Here is a 19,026-nt window from a genome sequence, read left to right as displayed (position 1 = left end):
GGTGAGCAGGAGCGAAGAGAACGTCAGGCTGACCGTCGGCGAAGCCGAGTTGACCGTCGACCCCGTGCACGGCTGCCGGATCAGCAGCCTCCGGATCGGGGGCGTCGAACTGCTCCGGCAGGGCGAGCGGTACGGCTGTTTCCCGATGGTGCCCTGGTGCGGGCGGACCGGGAACGGGGAGTTCCGCAACGGCGACGAGCTCCACCGGCTGCCGCTGAACTCCCCGCCGCACGCCATCCACGGCACCGGCCGGGACACCTCCTGGCAGCCGGCGTTCACGGCCGCCGACCTGGAAGAGGGGCGGGCCGCGTTCTACTACGACCTCGCCGAGCCCTGGCCGTACCGGGGCCGGGTCACGCAGACCTTCGAGCTGACCGGGGAGTCGCTGACGCTGGGCCTCGCCGTCGAGACGTCACGCGACTCCTTCCCGGCCCAGGCCGGCTGGCACCCGTGGTTCCACCGCACCATCGACGGCGTGGACGCCGAGCTGTCCTTCGACGCCGCCTGGCAGGAGGAGCGGGGCGCGGACCATCTGCCCACCGGCCGTCGCATCGACCCCCTGCCCGGTCCGTGGGACGACTGCTTCGGCATGCCCGACGGAGTGGACGTGAAGCTCACCTGGCCGGAGCGGCTGGAGCTGACGGTGAAGAGCCGCAGCGAATGGGTGGTCGTCTACGACGAGCAGGACGAGGCCGTCTGTGTCGAGCCGCAGTCCGGGCCGCCGAACGGGCTGAACACCGCGCCCCGGCTGGTGACCCCGATCGACCCGCTGGAGATCACGACGGTCTGGAGCTGGACGCGGCTCTGAGCGGGTGCCCGGCGGTGGGCCGGTGCGGCACCGCTTACCCTCGTGGACATGACTGACGTACGCGCTGACCTGCTCCAGCAGATCAAGGACAAGGCCGTGGTGCACGGCAAGGTGACCCTCTCCTCGGGTCTGGAAGCCGACTGGTACATCGACCTGCGCCGGATCACGCTGGACGGCAAGGCCGCGCCGCTGGTCGGTCAGGTCATGCTCGACGCCACCGCCGAGCTGGACTACGACTGCGTCGGCGGGCTGACCCTGGGCGCCGACCCGGTCGCCACCTCGATGCTGCACGCCTCCGCCGCGCGGGGTAAGAGCCTGGACGCGTTCGTCGTCCGCAAGGCGCAGAAGGCGCACGGGATGCAGCGCCGTATCGAGGGCACCGATGTGAAGGGCCGCCGCTGCCTGGTCGTCGAGGACACCTCGACGACGGGCGGTTCGCCGCTGACCGCCGTCGAGGCGGTGCGCGAGGCGGGCGGCGAGGTCGTCGCCGTCGCCGTGATCGTCGAGCGTGGTGCCGCCCCGGCCATCGCCGAGGCCGGTCTGCCGTACATCCACGTCTACTCGGTGGCCGACCTCGACCTGGGCTGAACCCCGGGGCGGACGGTTTCACGTGAAACAGGGTCCGCCGAGTGGAGCCGGATGAGGAGTCTGGGAAGATGGGGGCGACGATGACGTCGCCCCCAGGTCAGGGACTCAAAGCCTGCACACCCGCACATCCCAAGGAGCGGTCAGATGCCCATCGCAACCCCCGAGGCGTACGCCGAGATGCTCGACCGGGCAAAGGCGGGCAAGTTCGCCTACCCGGCCATCAACGTGACCTCGTCCCAGACCCTGCACGCCGCCCTGCGCGGTTTCGCGGAGGCCGAGAGCGACGGCATCGTCCAGATCTCCACCGGTGGTGCGGAGTTCCTGGGCGGCCAGTACAGCAAGGACATGGTCACGGGTGCGGTCGCCCTGGCCGAGTTCGCGCACATCGTCGCGGCGAAGTACGACGTCACCATCGCGCTGCACACCGACCACTGCCCCAAGGACAAGCTGGACGGTTACGTACGTCCGCTGCTCGACGTCTCCGCGGAGCGCGTCGCCAAGGGTCTGAACCCGCTGTTCCAGTCGCACATGTGGGACGGCTCGGCCGAGACCCTCGCCGACAACCTGGCCATCGGCCAGGAGCTGCTGGCCAAGGCCGCCGCCGCCAAGATCATCCTTGAGGTCGAGATCACCCCGACCGGCGGTGAGGAGGACGGCGTCACGCACGAGATCAACGACGAGCTGTACACGACCGTCGACGACGCGCTGCGCACCGCCGAGGCGCTCGGCCTGGGCGAGAAGGGCCGCTACCTGCTGGCCGCCTCCTTCGGCAACGTCCACGGCGTCTACAAGCCGGGCAACGTCGTGCTCCGTCCCGAGCTGCTGAAGGACCTTCAGGCCGGCGTCTCCGAGAAGTACGGCAAGCCGGCCGGCAGCCAGCCGTTCGACTTCGTCTTCCACGGCGGTTCGGGCTCCACCGCCGAGGAGATCGCCACCGCGCTGGAGAACGGCGTCGTGAAGATGAACCTCGACACCGACACCCAGTACGCCTTCACCCGCCCGGTCGTGGACCACATGTTCCGCAACTACGACGGTGTCCTGAAGGTCGACGGCGAGGTCGGCAACAAGAAGACCTACGACCCGCGCACCTGGGGCAAGGCCGCCGAGGCGGGCATGGCCAAGCGCGTCACCGAGGCGTGCGGGCACCTGCGCTCCACCGGTACGAAGCTGAAGTAATCACCCGTCCGCACGGACGTACGGCGTCGGGCCCGGTCCTCCTTCAGGGGGCCGGGCCCGTTGCCGTACCAGGAGAGAGAAGAGGCCCCGCTGTGGGTGCGACTTACGATTTCGACACCGTCGTCGACCGCCGGGGCACCTGGTGCGTCCAGTGGGACGGGGTCGCTGACCGGTTCGGGGTCGACGGGCTGCTGCCGTTCACCATCTCCGACATGGACTTCGCCACGGCTCCGGAGGTCCTGGCCGCGCTCCGGGCCCGCCTGGAGCACGGGGTCCTCGGCTACACCACCTGGCAGCAGGACGACTTCCGCTCGGCGATAGCCCACTGGTACGCGACCCGGTACGACACCACGATCGACACCGGGCAGCTGGTCTACGGCCCGTCCGTGCTCAACCAGCTCTCCCAGCTGCTGCGGATGTGGACGGAGGAGGGGGACGGCGTCGTCGTCCACACCCCCACGTACGACGGCTTCCGCAAGGCGATCACCGGACTCGGGCGCGAGCTGCGGGGGGTGCCGGTGGGGGACGAGGAGGCGCTGGAGCGCGAGCTGTCCCGGCCGGACGCGAAGGTCCTGGTGCTGTGCTCGCCCCACAACCCGACGGGCCGGGTGTGGACGGTGGACGAGCTGGCCCGGACGGCCGCGCTGGCCGAGCGGTACGGGGTCGCGGTGATCAGCGACGAGATCCACGCGGACTTCGTGCACGAGGGGGACGCGGGGGGCGCGGGGCGCGTCCATGTGCCGTGGACGCGGGTGGCGGGCGACGGGCGGTGGGCGCTCATCTCCTCCGGGTCGAAGGCGTTCAACTTTCCGGCGCTGACCGGTTCGTACGGGCTGATCGGCGATCCGGCGGACCGGGCGGAGTTCGTGCGCCGGATGGAGACGGGGGAGGGGCTGGCGTCGTCGGCCGTGCTGTCGCTGACCGCGCACATCGCGGCGTACCGGGAGGGGGCGGCGTGGCTGGACGCGGTACGGGCGTATGTGGCGGGGAACCTGGGTTACGTGGCGGAGCGGCTGGGCGAGGCCTTTCCCGAGCTGGGGTGGGAGCCGCCGCAGGCCGGGTACCTGGCGTGGATCGACCTGCGGCCGCTGGGGGTGGACGACGAGGAGTTGCAGCGGGTGCTGGTGGAGCGGGAAGGGGTGGCGATCATGGGGGGTGCCGTTTACGGGGCGCCCGGGTTCGTCCGGCTGAACGTGGGGTGTCCCCGGGAGAAGGTGGTGCGGGGGGTTTCGGCGTTGGTGCGGGCGGTGGGGGCCGTGCGGTAGGGGTGGTTGCGGGGGCTCCGCCCCCGGGCCCCCGGTTGCGGGGGCTCTGCCCGCCCCCGCTCCTCAATCGCCGGAGGGGCTGGATTGGGTGCCCCCGGTCCTCGGTGGCCCCGGTCCGTGAAGTGCGGGCCCCTGCCCTTCGGGGGTGGGGGCGGGCAGACTGGGCGGCATGGCCTTTCTCGTGTTTCTGACGTTGCCCGGGTTGGTCATCCTGTTGACCGCCCTCGCCTTCCTCGATCAGCTTCTGCTGCGCGCCGGGCGGGCCGGGATGCTGCCGTGGCGGAACAGCGCCCGGCAGGGGCAGATATCGGCGACCGGGTTCGAGCAGCTCCACGCGACCTTCTCGCCGGGCAAGCAGAGCGAGCTCAAGGAGCGGCAGTCCGCCCTGCTCCTGCGGGACGACGAGGAGGACGGGGCGCCGCCCCACCGGACCCTGGTCGATCTCGACGGTGGGACAGCCGTGGTGCGGCTCCCCCGGGCCGGGGGATAGCGGGCAGGCGCACGGCCCCGGCCCCGGTGGCAGGGGGCGGGGGCAGCCGGGATGCTGCTTCCATGGCTGATGCCCCCGCGCCCGGAGAGATTCGGGTCGCCTCGTCCGTCGGGCGGTGGGTCGTGCTGACCACCGTGCTCGGCTCCAGCATGGCGATGCTGGACTCCACGGTCATCAACGTGGCCCTGCCCCGTATCGGCGAGGACCTTGGCACCGACATGGCCGCGCTCCAGTGGACCGTCAACGCGTACATGCTCACGCTCGCCGGGCTGATCCTCCTCGGCGGGGCGCTCGGGGACCGGTACGGGCGGCGGCGGGTGTTCGTGGTGGGGGTGGTGTGGTTCGCGCTGGCCTCGCTGCTCTGCGGGATCGCGCCCGACGCGGGGGTCCTCATCGTCGCGCGGGCCCTCCAGGGGGTCGGCGGGGCGCTGCTCACTCCGGGGTCCCTCGCGCTCATCCAGGCGAGCTTCCATCCGGACGACCGCGCCCGGGCCGTGGGGCTCTGGTCCGGGTTCGGCGGGGTCGGGGCGGCGGTCGGGCCCTTCGTGGGCGGGTGGCTCGTCGACGGGCCCGGGTGGCGGTGGGTGTTCCTGCTGAATCTGCCGCTCGCGGCCATCTGCGTGCCCGTCGCGCTCCGGCACGTACCGGAGTCGCGGGATCCGGCGGCGCACGGCCGGTTCGACGTGCTGGGGGCCGTCCTCGGGGCGCTGGCGCTCGCCGGGGTGACGTACGCCCTGATCGAGGCCCCGGGGCGGGGCGCGTCGCCGTTGGTGATCGGGTCGGCCCTCGGCGGGCTGGCCCTCGGAGTGGCGTTCGTCCTGGTCGAGCAGCGGCGGGCGGATCCCATGCTGCCGCCGTCGATCTTCCGCTCCCGGCTGTTCACCTCCGTCAACCTGGTGACTTTCTGCGTCTACGCGGCCCTCGGCGGCTTCTTCTTCCTCTCCGCGATCCAGCTCCAGGTCGTCGCCGGGTACTCGGCGCTGGGGGCCGGTACCGCGCTGCTGCCGACCACGGTCCTCATGCTGCTGTTCTCCGCCTGGTCGGGGGAGCTGGGGCGGCGGATCGGGCCCCGCATCCCCCTCACCGTGGGGCCGCTGCTGGCCGCCGCCGGGATGCTCCTGATGCTGCGGGTGGGGCCCGGCACCCCGTCCGTCGGCTCGTACGTCAGTGAGGTGCTGCCCGCCGTATCGGTGCTCGGCGCCGGGCTCGTCGTGGTCGTCGCGCCGCTCACCGCGACCGTCCTGGCCGCCGTGGACGCCGGTCGGGCGGGGCTGGCCAGCGGCATCAACAACGCCGCCGCGCGTGCCGCGGGGCTCATCGCGGTGGCCGCCCTCCCGCTGCTCGCCGGGATGGGGCCCGAGGCGTACCGGGACGCGGGCGAGTTCGCCGCGACCTTCCGGCGGGCGATGCCGATGTGCGCCGGGCTGCTGGTGGCGGGCGCGGTCATCGCCTGGTGGACGGTGCGCACCCCGGCCGCCGCCGCCGTCCGCGGCGAGCGGCCCGAGTGCGCCGTGCACTGCGGGGTCGTCGCCCCGCCGCTGGAGCCGGAACGCGCGTCCCGCGCCGAGCCGTGACCCGTACCCCGGTGAGGGGCCCCAAGGCGGTGGGAGCGAGCTGGGCCACGGGGACGGGGCGCGGTGCCGCCGGGGCGTCGCGGCAGGCACACTTGAGCCATGTCCATCCACGAGAACCTGCTCGGGGGCCCCGCCCCGACCCACCTCCCCGACGACCCGGAGCCGCGCGAGCTGCTCGCCGCCGGCACCCCGCCCGCCGAGGTCGCCGCGAAGTACCCCACCTCCTCGCTCGCCTGGGCGCAGCTCGCCGACGAGGCGTTCGAGGGCGGCCGGGTCGTCGAGTCGTACGCGTACGCCCGTACCGGCTACCACCGCGGCCTCGACTCCCTGCGCCGGGCCGGCTGGAAGGGCCACGGCCCCGTCCCGTTCGAGCACGAGCCGAACCGCGGCTTCCTGCGCGCCCTGCACGCCCTGGCGCGGGCCGCCGGGTCGATCGGCGAGACCGAGGAGCACGAGCGCTGCTCGACGTTCCTGCGGGACTCCTCGCCGACCGCCGCCGACATCCTGAGCTGACCCGGGTCGTCTCCCGGAGCCCGGCCCGCCCGACACCCCGGGCGGGCCGGGCCTAGGGCCTCCCTTCGGACCAGGCCGGGCTCGCGGGGTCCGGCACGCACATCTGCGGCGTTGTCGTCGGTCGGCATGGCTCCGCCATGACTCCCTCCTCCGCCTTGCAGCTGCACGCACCGGACCCCGCTCCCTGATCCGGCCTGGTCCGAAGGGAGGCCCTAGTATGCGAGCAGGGGACCGGAGCTCCATCACCTCACGGAAGGGGCGGACCGCTACCCGGAAGCTCGTGTCGAGGAGACAGAAATGTCGACGAATCACCCCGACCCCGAAGCCACCGGTGCGGACACCCCGCACCTGGACTTCGCGGGAACGACTCCGTACGAGGACTATGTCCAGGCGGATGTCCTGACCCACCTCCAGCACCTGCGCTCGGACGATCCCGGCGAGATGGTCTTCCTGGTCACCACCCAGGTCATGGAGCTGTGGTTCACGGTCATCGTCCATGAGTGGGAGACCGCGACCCGCGCCCTGCGCGAGGACCGCATACCCGTCGCGCGCGACGCGCTGAAGCGGTCGCTGCGCGAGCTGGAGGCGCTCAACGAGTCCTGGCGGCCGCTGGCCGGACTCACCCCCGCCCAGTTCAACTCCTACCGGGGATCCCTCGGCGAGGGCTCCGGGTTCCAGTCCGCGATGTACCGGCGGATGGAGTTCCTGCTCGGCGACAAGTCCGCCTCCATGCTGGTCCCGCACCGGGGCGCGCCCCGCGTGTACGCGGAGCTGGAGAAGGCGCTCGGGGAGCCCAGCCTGTACGACGAGACCCTCGCCCTGCTGGCCCGGCGTGGCTATGCCATCCCCGAGGCCGTCACCGGCCGGGACCTGACCCGGCGGTACGAACCCTCGCCCGAGGTCGAGGCCGTGTGGGCGGAGATCTACGCCTCCGACGACCAGAACGACGAGCTGGTGCGCCTCGGCGAGGTGCTCACCGACGTCGGCGAACTCGTCTGGCGCTGGCGCAACGACCACCTCGTCGCCACCCGGCGCGCGATGGGCTCCAAGACCGGCACCGGCGGTTCCGCCGGGGTGGCCTGGCTGGAGAAGCGCGCCACGAAGAACGTGTTCCCCGAGCTGTGGACGGCGCGCAGCCATGTCTGAGACCTCCCGTGACAGCCTCCGCGAGCGGGCGCTCGTCCTCGACGCCGCCGACCCGCTGGCCGCGCGGCGCAAGCTGTTCGCCCTCGACGACGACGGCGTCTACCTCGACGGCAACTCGCTGGGCGCGCTGCCCGTCCACGTCCCCGCCCGGGTGCAGGACGTCCTCACCCGCCAGTGGGGCGAGCTGCGCATCCGGTCCTGGGACGAGAGCGGCTGGTGGACCGCGCCCGAACGGATCGGCGACCGGATCGCCCCGCTCGTCGGGGCCGCCGCCGGGCAGATCGTCGTCGGTGACTCGACCAGCGTGAACGTCTTCAAGGCCGTCGTCGCCGCCGCCCGGATCGCGGGGGAGGGACGCGACGAGATCCTGGTTGACGCGACGACCTTTCCCACGGACGGGTACATCGCGGCGTCCGCCGCCCGGCTCACCGGCCACCGGATCGTGCCCGTCGCGCCCGCCGACGTCCCGGCCGCGCTCGGCCCGCGTACCGCCGCCGTGCTGCTCAACCACGTCGACTACCGCTCCGGCCGGCTGCACGACCTGCCCGGACTGACCGCCGCCGTCCACGCGGCGGGGGCGGTCGTGGTGTGGGACCTCTGCCACAGCGCCGGCGCGCTGCCGGTCGGGCTGGACGAGCACGGGGTGGACCTCGCGGTCGGCTGCACCTACAAGTACCTGAACGGCGGCCCCGGTTCGCCCGCGTACCTGTACGTCGCCGAGCGCCACCAGGCCGCCTTCGACTCGCCGCTGCCGGGCTGGAACTCGCACGCCGACCCGTTCGGCATGACCCCCGACTACGCCCCCGCGGACGGTTCCGTACGGGGCCGGGTCGGCACGCCCGACATCGTCTCCATGCTGACGCTGGAAGCGGCGCTGGACGTGTGGGACGGGGTGTCCGTCGACGTGGTGCGGGCCAAGTCCCTCGCCCTGACGGACTTCTTCCTGGAGTGCGTCGAGGCGTACGCCCCGGAAGGCCGGGTCACCTCCGTCACCCCGGCCGCGCACGCCGAACGCGGCAGCCAGGTCGCCCTGCGCTGCGACGGGGCGGAACCCGTCATGCGGCGGCTGATCGAGCGGGGCGTCGTCGGCGATCTGCGGCGGCCGGACGTGCTGCGGTTCGGCTTCACCCCGCTGTACGTGGGATTCGCCGACGCGGAACGGGCGGCGCGGATTCTCGCCGAGGTGCTCGCCGGGGATACCGTCGGCTGACGGGTCGTCACCGTCTGTTCGACCGGGCGGGGACGGTGCCGAGTGCTGGTACCGTCCCCGCAGGTCAGCCCAGTTGGGCAAGAACACAGGCACTGGACACAGGCATAGGACGGTTGAGCAGCATGTCGGATTCTGCCGCGCGTGATCGGGACGTCGCCGAGACGGAGTCGGCGTTCGCGCATCCGGAGGTCGCGCCCGACCGGTCCGCCGCCTACGGGGACCACCCGGACCAGGTCGTCGACTTCTACGCGCCGCGCGACGGCCGCACCGGCGCCCCGCTCGTCGTCCTCCTGCACGGCGGCGCCTGGCGGGCCCCGTACGACCGGGCCCATGTCTCCCCGCTCGCGGACTTCCTGGCCCGCCGGGGCTTCGCCGTGGCGAGCGTGGAGTACCGGCGCGGCGGTGACGACATCCCGCAGCAGCGCGACGGTGCGGAGAGCACCCGGGCGAGCGGCGCCGACCCCGTCGCGGGACGCTGGCCGGAGACCTTCGACGACGTGGCCGCGGCGATGGACGCGATGCCCGTGCTGGCCGCCCGCGAGCTGCCGGGGGCCGATGTGCGGCGGATCGTGGTCACCGGGCACTCGGCGGGCGGGCACCTCGCCCTGTGGGCGGCGGCGCGGCACGTCCTGCCCGAGGGGTCGCCGTGGCGGCTGCCCGCCCCGCCGCCGCTGCGCGGGGTCGTCGCCCTGGCCCCGATCGCGGACTTCACGACGGCGGCCGAGCTGGGCGTGTGCGGCGGTGCGGTCGCCCAACTCCTGGCTGGGAAAGCCGACTTCAAGGAACGGGCGGCGCAGGCCGACCCCGGGGTGCTGCTGCCGACCGGGATCGCCACCGCGATCGTGCAGGGCGTCGAGGACATCGTCGTCCCGCAGGCCGTCTCCGAGGCGTACGTCGACGCGGCGGCCAGGTCCGGCGAGATGGTGGGCCTGACGCTGCTCGGCGGCGTCGGGCACTTCCCGCTGATCGATCCGGCCGCCGACGCCTGCGCCGTCGTGGCCGAGGAGATCACCCAGCTCGCCTGGTGAATTCCCTCGGCCCCCCCGCCCTGATTGCGGACGGAAGGTGTCCGCAAGGGTCTCTACGTTGGTCCTGTTGCCGCTCAGACGGAGTCGGAACCGACGAAGGAGACCTCATGACGATCCTGGTGACCGGAGCCACGGGAACGGTCGGCCGCCGCGTGGTCGAGCAGCTGCTGGAGCGCGGCGAGCACGTCCGGGCCCTGACCCGCGACCCGGCGCGGGCGGAGCTCCCGGACGGGGTCGATGTCGTCCGCGGCGACCTCACGGACCCGGCGTCGCTCGCCCCCGCGCTGGACGGGGTGAGCGGGCTGCACCTCATCACCTTCGGCGGCGAGTACTTCGCCCCGCTGGAGACCGGTGAGGAGATCCTCGCCCTGGCCCGGAAGGCGGGCGTGCGCCGGGTGACCGTGCTGCACGGCGGCGGGGAGACCCCGATGGAGGCGGCGGTGCGGGCGAGCGACCTCGCCTGGACCGTCGTGATGCCCGTGGAGTTCATGGCGAACGCCCTGGAGTGGGCGCCCGGCATCAGGAGCGAGGGCGTGGTGCGCGAGCCCTTCGTCGGCCGGCTGAGCGCGATGGTCCACGAGGCGGACATCGGGGCGGTGGCGGCGGCGGCCCTCACGGAGGACGGTCACGGCGGCCAGGCGTACCTGATCACCGGGCCGCAGGCGCTGACCGTCGGCGACAAGACGGCGGTCATCGCGGCGGCGCGGGGCGCGGACGTGGAGCTGGTCGAGCTGACCGAGGAGCAGGCGCTGGAGAGCTGGCGGGGCCAGGGCATGCCGGAGGACGTGATCGCGTTCCTGATCGACGTCTACCGGGACACCCCGCCGGAGGGCCGGACCGTGATCGACACGGTGGAGAAGGTCACCGGGCGGCCGGCGCGGACCTTCGCGCAGTGGGCCGAGGAGCACGCGGACCACTTCCGCGCGGGGGCCTGAGAAGGCTGCCACCAGGGGGTTTCCGGTCCCTGGGACGGTACGGCGGAGGAGGGTAGTCCTTGAGGGGGACGCCCCGGAATCCGTAGCGATGCTGACGACCCGCCGTCCGCCGCCGCCTACCGTGGAAGCGTGACCGAGACCCAGACAAAGACCAGCAGCCCGGAGCTCCGGGCGGCCGCAGGGGCGATGGACGGCCTGCGGAACGACCTCCTGCGCCAGGTGTTCGACTACCGTCCCCTGCCACCGCTCAGTCCCGACGGACGGGTGGTCCGGCGGCTGCCCGAGGGAATGCGCAGGCTCGTCGTCTGGACCCCGCACGCCCTGGTGCTGTTCGCCGCCTTCCTCGTGATGATGGCCGGGTTCGCCGAGTGGGACTACCGCTTCCTGATGGGCGTGGTGCCCGCGATCCCGGTCGCGATGACCCTCATCAGGCCGGTCGCCGCGTTCTGGGCCTCGATGCTGGCGACCGTCTTCTGCGGGATCCTGGGCAGCGAGCTCTGGGGGCCGAGCACCTTCGCGGCGCAGGTGGTGGTCATGGTGGTCGTGGCCGCCCGGACCCGGCCCCGTACGGCCGCCTGGATGTGGCTGCTGACCCTGCTGTTCGGGGTGCTGGTGGAGGCCGGCGACCCGTCGATCACCGCGCCCCTGGCGACGCTCTCCGCCTTCGCGCTGCTCGTCGTCGCCGTGGTCCAGATCCGGCGCGACGCCGAGCGCGAGGTCACCGTGCAGCGCACCGTCACCGCCGTCGAGCGCGACCGGCGCACCCTGCTGGAGGAGCGCACCACCATCGCCCGGGAGCTGCACGACGTGGTGGCCCACCACATGTCGGTCGTCGCGATCCAGGCCGAGGCCGCCCCGTACCGGGTCGAGAACCCGCCGCCCGAGCTGGAGCAGGCCTTCGTCACCATCCGGGAGAACGCCGTGGCCGCCCTCACCGAGCTGCGCCGCGTCCTCGGGGTCGTCCGGGCGGAGGACTACGAGGCCCCCGACGCCCCGCAGCCCACCCTCGCCGCACTCGACGGACTCCTGGACAACGTCCGCGAGACGGGCCTGGAGACGGAGAAGGTGATCACCGGGGCCGTCCGCGAACTGCCGCAGGGCGTCGAGCTGTCGGCGTACCGGATCGTCCAGGAGGCCCTGAGCAACAGCCTGCGGCACGCGCCGGGCGCCTCCGCCCGGGTCGAGCTCGGCTACGTCCTCGGCGGGCTCGGGCTGCGGGTGGTCAACGGACCCCCGCGCGGCCTGGTCAAGCCCTCGCCGGGGGCCGGGCACGGCATCACCGGGATGCGGGAGCGGGTCGCGATGCTGAACGGCGAGATGACGGCCGGGACGACCGAGGACGGCGGGTACGAGATCGCCGTGTTCCTCCCCGTACCGCTGTCGGACGGTCCGGAGCCACGGGAGGCGGCCGGCTCCACGCTGGACGCGACGGGCGACGCGGACACGGTCGTCGTCGAACGGGGCGGCGGCGCATGAGCGACACCGACATCCGGGTCCTGATCGTCGACGACCAGATGATGGTCCGCGAGGGTTTCTCGGTCCTGCTCAACGCGATGCCGGGCATCACCGTCGTGGGCGAGGCGGTGGACGGGCGTCAGGCGCTCGCCCAGGTCACCGCACTGCGCCCCGACGTCGTCCTGATGGACATCCGCATGCCGGAGATGAACGGCATCGAGGCGACCCGCGAGATCGTCGCGCGGGACGCCGACGCGAAGGTGCTGGTGCTGACGACCTTCGACCTCGACGAGTACGTCTACCAGGCGCTGCGGGCCGGGGCCTCGGGCTTTCTCCTCAAGGACGCCTCCGCCCGGCAGCTCGCCGACGGGGTACGGGTGGTGGCCTCGGGCGAGGCGCTGCTCGCCCCGACGGTGACCCGGCGGCTGATCACCGAGTTCTCCAAGCTCGCGGAGACCCCGCGCCCGCCCGCCCTGGCCCGGATCGGCGATCTCACCGAACGCGAGACGGAGGTGCTCGTCCTGATCGCGCAGGGGCTCTCCAACGCGGAGATCGCCTCGCACCTGATCGTCGCCGAGTCCACGATCAAGACGCACGTCAGCCGCATCCTGGTGAAGCTGGGGCTGCGCGACCGGACCCAGGCGGCGGTGTTCGCGTACGAGGCGCGGCTGGTGACGCCGGGGTAGCACCCCCGTACGGCCGGGGCGGGCGGTCCGGGGAGGACGCGGGCGGGGACACCCCTTGCGCCGGCGGCGGGCGCGGGTAGCGTCGGGTCATGCACGTGTCCTTCGACCCCTGGTCGCCCGCGTTCGTCGCCGATCCCTACCCCGCCTACACCGCCCTGCGCGCCGCCGGCCGGGCGCACTGGTTCGAGCCGACGGGGCAGTGGCTGATCCCGCACCACTCCGACGTGTCGGCCCTGCTGCGCGACCGGCGCCTGGGCCGGACGTATCTGCACCGCTTCAGCCACGAGGAGTTCGGCCGCACCCCGCCGCCGGCCGCGCACGAGCCGTTCACCACGCTCAACGGGCAGGGCATCCTCGATCTGGAGGCCCCCGACCATCCCCGGATCCGGCGGCTGATCTCCAAGGCGTTCACCCCGCGTACGGTCGAGAACCTCGCCCCGACCGTACGGCGGCTGGCGGCCGAGCTGGTCGACGCCTTCGTGGCGAAGGGCGGCGGCGATCTTCTCGCGGAGGTCGCGGAGCCGCTGCCGGTCGCCGTGATCGCGGAGATGCTGGGCGTTCCGGAGGCGGACCGGGGGCTGCTGCGGCCCTGGTCGGCGGCGATCTGCGGAATGTTCGAGCTGAACCCGTCGGAGGCGACGGCCGAGGCCGCCGTCCGGGCCTCCGTCGACTTCTCCGCGTATCTGCGCGGGCTCATCGCCGAGCGGCGCGCCAATCCCGGCGAGGACCTGATCTCGGCGCTCATCGCCGCCCACGACGAGGGTGAGCGGCTGACCGAGCAGGAGATGATCTCGACCTGTGTGCTCCTGCTGAACGCGGGCCACGAGGCGACGGTGAACACCACGATCAACGGCTGGCGCACGCTCTTCCACCACCCGGAGCAGTTGGCCGCCCTGCGCGCCGACCCCGCGCTGCTGCCCCGCGCGATCGAGGAACTCCTGCGCTACGACACCCCGTTGCAGATGTTCGAGCGCTGGGTACTGGACGACATCGAGATCGACGGCCAGGTGATCGGGCGCGGGGCGGAGGTGGCGCTGCTGTTCGGCTCGGCCAACCGGGACCCGGAGCGGTTCGCGCGGCCGGACACGCTGGACCTGTCCCGGGAGGACAACCCGCACATCACCTTCGGCGCGGGCATCCACTTCTGCCTGGGCGCCCCGCTGGCCCGGCTGGAGCTGGCCGCCTCCTTCGGGGAACTGCTCCGCAAGGCGCCCGCGCTGCGGATGACGGCCGAGCCGGAGTGGCAGCCGGGGTATGTGATCCGGGGGCTGAAGGAGCTGCGGGCGGAGGTGTAGCGCGGTGCTGCGGCTGCGGCTGCGGCTGCGGCTCCGGCGGCCTCGGGCTCAGCAGGGGTCGTAGCACTCCGGCCTCGGCGGGCCGGCCAGCGCGTCCACGCCCACGCCGATCGCGAAGAGCACGGCGATGGCCGCGACGAGGCCGAGCGCCCGCTTCCAGTCGCCGCGGACCAGGAAGAACACGGCCAGGGCCGTCGCGATCCCGCCGAGGACCATGAGGGGCAGGCCGAACCAGACCACGTCCCAGTTGGTGGCCCCCTCGAAGCCATCGACGAGGCCGTCCTTGCCGTACGGGGCCCAGAGCGCGATGCCCGCGAGCGCGCCGACGAAGGCGGTCACGCAGCCGGCGGTTCCGACGACGGCTTCGCGCCGCGAGTTCTGGATCTCCATGTCCGGGGGGACGCGGCGGGGCGCGGACGTGGTTCCGCTTCCGGGGGCGCCGCCCCCGGACCCCCGCTCCTCAAACGCCGGAGGGGCTGGAAAACGGCCTCACGCGGACGGGCAGGGGCATGAGGGCGGAGGAAGACAGACCGCCGCCCCCGGACCCCCGCTCCTCGAACGCCGACACACTCAGCCCCTCCGGCGATTGAGGAGCGAGGTCCGGGGCGGAGCCCCGGTGCTACGTCAGCGGGTACGACCGTCGGCCCGACGCCTCGTCGATCTCGTCGTGCGCCTTGGTCAGCAGTTTCATCGCCAGTTCGTTGAGCGCTCTGGCACCCGCGATCTCCTCGCCGACCCGCTGCTGGTCGGAGTCCGAGGGGTGGCGGCTGGCGTAGCCGTGGGCGCGTACCTCTGTTCCGTCGGAGAGGCGGACGAGCGCCGCCGCGCGGGTGCGGTGGGTGTCCTCCTCGAATTCGAGGTCGATGTGCCATCCGACAGCGATCCTGGTCATGACGGTCACCTCCGGGACGTCTCGGGCCGTCTTCTACCAGCGTGCGCCCGCTGTCCCGTCCGCGCTCGCCGGGCTCGGCAGCATCAGCCCCCAGGCACCCGCCCGGACCGTCCAGGTCCGGGTGCGGACCGGCCCCCCGGTCTGTATGTCCGCCCGGTAGCGGAAGTCCGCGCCGGAGACCGTGACGGCCTTGGCCTCCGCCGTGACGTCCTCGCCGGAGGCGGTGCGGACGACGACGTCGGCCAGGCCCCCGCCGCCCTGGGACGTCACCGAGATGCCCCGTACCGGTGTGTCCAGGTCGCTCAGCAGCACCCCGTCCGCCTCGATGCGGAGCCGGTGCGTGCCCGGATGGGTGGAGGCGGCGACCGGGGCCGGGCGGACCAGGGACGTCATCAGTGAGCGGCAGGTGTCCCAGACGGCCGTGACGCCCGAGTGCGGGCCCCCGGGGCCGGGCGGCGGGGCCGGGGCGGGGATGCGCAGGCGGCCGAGGACGACGCCGTCGCTGTCGTCGACCAGGAGGTCCAGGCGCCGCACCGCACCGTCCAGCGCGGTCCGTGCGGCCGCCACCGCGCCCCGGGGGACGCCGAGGGCGTGGGCCACCTCCAGGGCGTGCGCCGCGCCGACGGGGATCAGGGAGAGGACGCCGGCGGCCAGCTCCCGTTCGCGGTGGAGCTGGGCCACCGCGCGCAGCAGTGCGTGATCGTCGCCGACCACCACGGGCCTGCGCGAACCCCGCCGGGACAGGGCCCGCGCGAACTCCTCGGGGGTGTCCGGAAGGCAGATCTTGGCGTGTGAGCCGGCGCTCAGCACGTCCTTGGCGATACGGACGGACTCGCCGTCGGTCCGGCGGGCGACCGGGTCGATGACCACCAGAAGCTGGTCGTCGCCGTCGCCGGGGGGCTCTGCAGCCGACACCTCGGTCCTTCCTCGGGTAGCATCTTGGTGCAAGAGCCCCTTGCGCTATTGCGCCAGGGGCTTCGTCTATTCCGGGGCACCCGGTTCGACGGCTCAGGCTTTGCCGTACATCGTCGTACGGCAGGTACGACCTTTACGTACGCCCCCTGACCTTGGACATGCCCCGCCCGGAAGGGGTGTACGCCTGTGCCCGCACTTGTGCTGCTCGGTGCTCAGTGGGGTGACGAGGGCAAGGGGAAGGCCACCGACCTCCTCGGTGGATCCGTGGACTATGTGGTGCGTTACCAAGGCGGCAACAACGCCGGTCACACGGTCGTCGTAGGCGACCAGAAGTACGCACTGCATCTCCTCCCCTCCGGAATCCTGTCGCCGGGGTGTACCCCGGTCATCGGGAACGGTGTCGTGGTCGACCCGGCGGTCCTGCTCTCCGAGCTGAGCGGTCTGAACGAGCGAGGCGTCGACACGTCCAAGCTTCTGATCAGCGGCAACGCTCATTTGATCACTCCGTACAACGTCACGCTCGACAAGGTGACCGAGCGCTTCCTGGGGAAGCGCAAGATCGGTACGACGGGCCGGGGTATCGGTCCGACGTACGCCGACAAGATCAACCGGGTGGGGATCCGCGTCCAGGACCTCTACGACGAGTCGATCCTGGTGCAGAAGGTGGAGGCGGCCCTGGAGCAGAAGAACCAGCTCCTGGCCAAGGTCTTCAACCGCCGGGCCATCGAGGCCGGCAAGGTCGTCGAGGACATGCTCCAGTACGCGGAGCAGATCAAGCCGTTCGTCGCCGACACGACCCTGATCCTGAACGATGCCATCGACGAGGGCAAGGTCGTCCTCTTCGAGGGCGGCCAGGGCACTCTGCTCGACGTCGACCACGGCACGTACCCCTTCGTCACCTCGTCGAACCCGACCGCGGGCGGCGCCTGCACCGGCGCCGGCGTGGGCCCGACGAAGATCAGCCGGGTCATCGGCATCCTCAAGGCCTATACGACGCGGGTCGGGGCCGGTCCGTTCCCGACGGAGCTGCACGACGAGGACGGCGAGGCGCTGCGGCGCATCGGCGGCGAGCGCGGTGTCACCACCGGCCGTGACCGTCGTTGTGGTTGGTTCGACGCCCCGATCGCGCGGTACGCGACCCGGGTCAACGGCCTGACCGACTTCTTCCTCACCAAGCTGGACGTCCTCACCGGCTGGGAGCAGATCCCGGTCTGCGTGGCGTACGAGATCGACGGCAAGCGCGTCGAGGAACTCCCGTACAACCAGACCGACTTCCACCACGCGAAGCCGATCTACGAGAACCTGCCGGGCTGGTCCGAGGACATCACGAAGGCCAAGACCTTCGCCGACCTGCCGAAGAACGCGCAGGCGTACGTGAAGGCCCTGGAGGAGATGTCGGGCGCACCGATCTCCGCGATCGGTGTCGGCCCCGGCCGGACCGAGACCATCGAGATCAACTCGTTCCTCTAGGGAGCACCGAGCACGACCGGCGCGGCGGCGGACGACGGGCACGACCCGTCGTCCGCCGCCGCGCGCGTTGTACGCTCCCCGTTCACGGCCCACCGCTACAGCGCTTTCAGCGAAGGCTCCCGCGCGGCGGATTCCGGCTGTGCCGCGCTGTCCTTGGCGAGCAGTACGGCGATGAGCGCGGCGCCGAGAACGAGGAGCCCGGCGGTGAGGGTGAGCGTCAGGGAGAACCCCTCGGTCGCCGCGCGCGACGGGCCGACGGAACCGGTCAGTTCCTCACTGCGCCGGGTGGCCACGGAGACCAGGACGGCCAGTCCCACGGCGCCGCCGATCTGCTGCACCGAGCTGAGGATCGCCGAGCCGAGGCCGGCGTTCTCCTCGTCGGTGCCCCAGACCCCGGCGATGGCGAGGGCGGGGAAGCCGAGGCCGGAGCCGAAGCTCACCACCAGCATGCCGGGCAGCACGCCGATCGCGTAGCTGTCGTTCGGCGAGACCCCGGAGAGCAGCAGGAGTCCGCCCGCGCTGATCAGGAACGCCAGCACCAGGGCCCACCGCAGGCCGAGCCTGACCACCACCCGCGAGGAGCACCAGACGCCGGTGAGGATGCCCGCGCCGTAGGGCAGGTAGCCGAAGCCGGCCTTGAGCGGGCCGTATCCCAGCACCGTCTGCAGATGCAGCATCAGCAGGAAGGAGAGGGAGAAGAAGGCGGCGGTGAAGAGCAGGCCCGCGGCGTTGGAGACCACGCGGATCCTGACGGAGAGGAAGGACAGCGGGATGAGCGGATCCGCCGTGCGTGCCTCGACGATGAGGAAGAGGGCCCCCAGGGCGATGCCGAGCAGCAGCGGTGTCAGGACCGGCAGGTCGCTCCAGCCCGCCTTCTCGGTCTGGAGCAGGGCGTAGACGAGGGAGACGACGGCGCCGGTGCCCAGCAGCGCGCCCGGGACGTCCAGCCGGGTGGGGCGGTCGGTGCGGCTCTCGCCGACGAGGCGCGGAAGGAGCACCAGGGCCAGGACGGCGACCGGCAGATTGATCAGGAAGATCCAGCGCCAGGACGCCAGCCCGGTGAGCGCCCCGGATATCACCACCCCGGTCGTACCGCCCAGGCCGGCGATGGCGCCCCAGATGCCGAGCGCCTTGGCGCGCTCCTCGCGGCCGGGGAAGAGCAGGGTGATCAGCGCCAGGGCCGCCGGGCCGGCCATGGCCGCGCCCGCCCCCTGGGCGAACCGGCCGGCCACGAGCTGCCAGGGTTCCTGGGCGAGTCCGCAGAGCAGGCTCGCGGCGCCGAAGAGGGTGACGCCCCAGAGGAAGACCCGGCGGCGGCCGATCAGGTCGCCGAGGCGGCCGAAGAGCAGCAGCAGCCCGCCGAAGGCGAGAAAGTACGCGTTGGCGACCCAGGTCAGGTCCGTGGCGCTGAAGCCGAGGTCGCTTTTGATGCTGGGGAGGGCGACGTTCACGACGGTGTCGTCCAGCACCAGCATGAACTGGACGAAGCAGAGAACGATGAGTGCGGCCTGTCGGCGGGGCTGCTGTGCGGTTATCACCCGATGACGCTATGGAGGGGGCGTCACCTGCCGCAATGGCTT

19 protein-coding genes are annotated in these 19,026 nt (G+C 72.5%); 15 read left to right on the top strand and 4 right to left on the bottom strand.

Annotation, left to right across the window (positions count from 1 at the left end; translation table 11 throughout):
• Position 1: 1 nt before the first annotated feature.
• The 14 genes from IE272_RS08880 (at position 2) to IE272_RS08815 (ending at position 14,169) form a co-directional block, all read left to right on the top strand.
• Positions 2 to 808 (top strand): aldose epimerase family protein, encoded by an 807-nt coding sequence (locus tag IE272_RS08880; protein WP_190006592.1) that lies wholly within the window; start codon positions 2 to 4, stop codon positions 806 to 808.
• A gap of 48 nt (positions 809 to 856) precedes the next feature.
• On the top strand, positions 857 to 1,396 hold the full coding sequence (pyrE, locus tag IE272_RS08875; protein ID WP_050358452.1) for an orotate phosphoribosyltransferase: 540 nt from the start codon (positions 857 to 859) through the stop codon (positions 1,394 to 1,396).
• A 144-nt stretch (positions 1,397 to 1,540) separates the two neighbouring features.
• Positions 1,541 to 2,572, top strand: coding sequence for a class II fructose-bisphosphate aldolase (gene fbaA, locus IE272_RS08870; RefSeq protein ID WP_007452913.1), 1,032 nt, complete (start codon positions 1,541 to 1,543; stop codon positions 2,570 to 2,572).
• A 92-nt stretch (positions 2,573 to 2,664) separates the two neighbouring features.
• Positions 2,665 to 3,837 (top strand): MalY/PatB family protein, encoded by a 1,173-nt coding sequence (locus IE272_RS08865; protein WP_098892578.1) that lies wholly within the window; start codon positions 2,665 to 2,667, stop codon positions 3,835 to 3,837.
• Positions 3,838 to 4,006: 169 nt separating this feature from the next.
• Positions 4,007 to 4,327, top strand: a complete 321-nt coding sequence (locus IE272_RS08860) for a DUF6191 domain-containing protein (protein ID WP_050358649.1) — start codon at positions 4,007 to 4,009, stop codon at positions 4,325 to 4,327.
• 62 nt (positions 4,328 to 4,389) lie between these two features.
• Positions 4,390 to 5,901: a DHA2 family efflux MFS transporter permease subunit gene (locus tag IE272_RS08855; RefSeq protein WP_050358454.1), complete on the top strand. Its 1,512-nt coding sequence runs from the start codon at positions 4,390 to 4,392 to the stop codon at positions 5,899 to 5,901.
• Between the two features lie 99 nt (positions 5,902 to 6,000).
• The gene (locus IE272_RS08850; protein WP_007452918.1) at positions 6,001 to 6,414 is read left to right on the top strand and encodes a DUF3151 domain-containing protein; all 414 of its coding nucleotides are present in this window, start codon (positions 6,001 to 6,003) and stop codon (positions 6,412 to 6,414) included.
• 297 nt (positions 6,415 to 6,711) lie between these two features.
• Positions 6,712 to 7,560, top strand: coding sequence for a tryptophan 2,3-dioxygenase family protein (locus IE272_RS08845; protein WP_050358455.1), 849 nt, complete (start codon positions 6,712 to 6,714; stop codon positions 7,558 to 7,560).
• Positions 7,553 to 8,770: a kynureninase gene (gene kynU / locus IE272_RS08840; RefSeq protein WP_190006591.1), complete on the top strand. Its 1,218-nt coding sequence runs from the start codon at positions 7,553 to 7,555 to the stop codon at positions 8,768 to 8,770. The genes IE272_RS08845 and kynU overlap by 8 nt, the downstream gene beginning before the upstream one ends.
• A 122-nt stretch (positions 8,771 to 8,892) precedes the next feature.
• Positions 8,893 to 9,798, top strand: a complete 906-nt coding sequence (locus tag IE272_RS08835) for an alpha/beta hydrolase (RefSeq protein ID WP_190006590.1) — start codon at positions 8,893 to 8,895, stop codon at positions 9,796 to 9,798.
• 107 nt (positions 9,799 to 9,905) lie between these two features.
• Complete coding sequence (locus tag IE272_RS08830) at positions 9,906 to 10,733, top strand: NAD(P)H-binding protein (RefSeq protein ID WP_056701917.1); 828 nt, start codon at positions 9,906 to 9,908, stop codon at positions 10,731 to 10,733.
• Between the two features lie 129 nt (positions 10,734 to 10,862).
• Positions 10,863 to 12,209 carry a sensor histidine kinase gene (locus IE272_RS08825; protein WP_190006589.1) on the top strand — a complete coding sequence of 449 codons (1,347 nt, stop codon included), beginning with the start codon at positions 10,863 to 10,865 and terminating at the stop codon, positions 12,207 to 12,209.
• Positions 12,206 to 12,874, top strand: a complete 669-nt coding sequence (locus tag IE272_RS08820; protein WP_050358460.1) for a response regulator — start codon at positions 12,206 to 12,208, stop codon at positions 12,872 to 12,874. Before IE272_RS08825 ends, IE272_RS08820 begins: the two co-directional genes overlap by 4 nt.
• 89 nt (positions 12,875 to 12,963) lie before the next feature.
• Positions 12,964 to 14,169 (top strand): cytochrome P450, encoded by a 1,206-nt coding sequence (locus IE272_RS08815; RefSeq protein ID WP_190006588.1) that lies wholly within the window; start codon positions 12,964 to 12,966, stop codon positions 14,167 to 14,169.
• Between the two features lie 48 nt (positions 14,170 to 14,217).
• Here IE272_RS08815 and IE272_RS08810 read toward each other — a convergent pair whose 3' ends face one another.
• The 3 genes from IE272_RS08810 to IE272_RS08800 all read right to left on the bottom strand — a co-directional run bounded on the left by IE272_RS08810 (position 14,218) and on the right by IE272_RS08800 (position 15,976).
• Positions 14,218 to 14,559, bottom strand: a complete 342-nt coding sequence (locus tag IE272_RS08810) for a hypothetical protein (protein ID WP_050358462.1) — start codon at positions 14,557 to 14,559, stop codon at positions 14,218 to 14,220.
• 229 nt (positions 14,560 to 14,788) lie between these two features.
• Positions 14,789 to 15,061 (bottom strand): DUF1876 domain-containing protein, encoded by a 273-nt coding sequence (locus tag IE272_RS08805; RefSeq protein WP_018961800.1) that lies wholly within the window; start codon positions 15,059 to 15,061, stop codon positions 14,789 to 14,791.
• 33 nt (positions 15,062 to 15,094) lie between these two features.
• Entirely contained in the window at positions 15,095 to 15,976 is an 882-nt protein-coding gene (locus IE272_RS08800) for a diacylglycerol kinase family protein (RefSeq protein WP_190006587.1), read from the bottom strand.
• Positions 15,977 to 16,162: 186 nt separating this feature from the next.
• On the opposite strand from IE272_RS08800, the gene IE272_RS08795 reads away from it, so the two are divergent.
• On the top strand, positions 16,163 to 17,446 hold the full coding sequence (locus IE272_RS08795; RefSeq protein ID WP_032792540.1) for an adenylosuccinate synthase: 1,284 nt from the start codon (positions 16,163 to 16,165) through the stop codon (positions 17,444 to 17,446).
• A 95-nt stretch (positions 17,447 to 17,541) separates the two neighbouring features.
• Here IE272_RS08795 and IE272_RS08790 read toward each other — a convergent pair whose 3' ends face one another.
• A complete protein-coding gene (locus IE272_RS08790; protein WP_190006586.1) occupies positions 17,542 to 18,984 on the bottom strand; it encodes an MFS transporter in 1,443 nt (480 codons plus the stop codon).
• Positions 18,985 to 19,026 lie beyond the last annotated feature (42 nt).

Source organism: Streptomyces anulatus, assembly GCF_014650675.1.
Lineage (GTDB): Bacteria > Actinomycetota > Actinomycetes > Streptomycetales > Streptomycetaceae > Streptomyces > Streptomyces anulatus.
This window is presented reverse-complemented; position numbering and strand designations above follow the sequence as displayed.

What these genes read in the sequence shown, in the direction of transcription:
- fbaA (WP_007452913.1), top strand. Translation starts at nt 1,541, where the DNA reads ATGCCCATCGCAACCCCCGAGGCGTACGCCGAGATGCTCGACCGGGCA.
- IE272_RS08815 (WP_190006588.1), top strand. Translation starts at nt 12,964, where the DNA reads ATGCACGTGTCCTTCGACCCCTGGTCGCCCGCGTTCGTCGCCGATCCC.
- IE272_RS08810 (WP_050358462.1), bottom strand. Translation starts at nt 14,559, where the DNA reads ATGGAGATCCAGAACTCGCGGCGCGAAGCCGTCGTCGGAACCGCCGGC.
- IE272_RS08860 (WP_050358649.1), top strand. Translation starts at nt 4,007, where the DNA reads ATGGCCTTTCTCGTGTTTCTGACGTTGCCCGGGTTGGTCATCCTGTTG.
- pyrE (WP_050358452.1), top strand. Translation starts at nt 857, where the DNA reads ATGACTGACGTACGCGCTGACCTGCTCCAGCAGATCAAGGACAAGGCC.
- IE272_RS08830 (WP_056701917.1), top strand. Translation starts at nt 9,906, where the DNA reads ATGACGATCCTGGTGACCGGAGCCACGGGAACGGTCGGCCGCCGCGTG.
- kynU (WP_190006591.1), top strand. Translation starts at nt 7,553, where the DNA reads ATGTCTGAGACCTCCCGTGACAGCCTCCGCGAGCGGGCGCTCGTCCTC.
- IE272_RS08820 (WP_050358460.1), top strand. Translation starts at nt 12,206, where the DNA reads ATGAGCGACACCGACATCCGGGTCCTGATCGTCGACGACCAGATGATG.
- IE272_RS08805 (WP_018961800.1), bottom strand. Translation starts at nt 15,061, where the DNA reads ATGACCAGGATCGCTGTCGGATGGCACATCGACCTCGAATTCGAGGAG.
- IE272_RS08835 (WP_190006590.1), top strand. Translation starts at nt 8,893, where the DNA reads ATGTCGGATTCTGCCGCGCGTGATCGGGACGTCGCCGAGACGGAGTCG.
- IE272_RS08845 (WP_050358455.1), top strand. Translation starts at nt 6,712, where the DNA reads ATGTCGACGAATCACCCCGACCCCGAAGCCACCGGTGCGGACACCCCG.
- IE272_RS08855 (WP_050358454.1), top strand. Translation starts at nt 4,390, where the DNA reads ATGGCTGATGCCCCCGCGCCCGGAGAGATTCGGGTCGCCTCGTCCGTC.
- IE272_RS08850 (WP_007452918.1), top strand. Translation starts at nt 6,001, where the DNA reads ATGTCCATCCACGAGAACCTGCTCGGGGGCCCCGCCCCGACCCACCTC.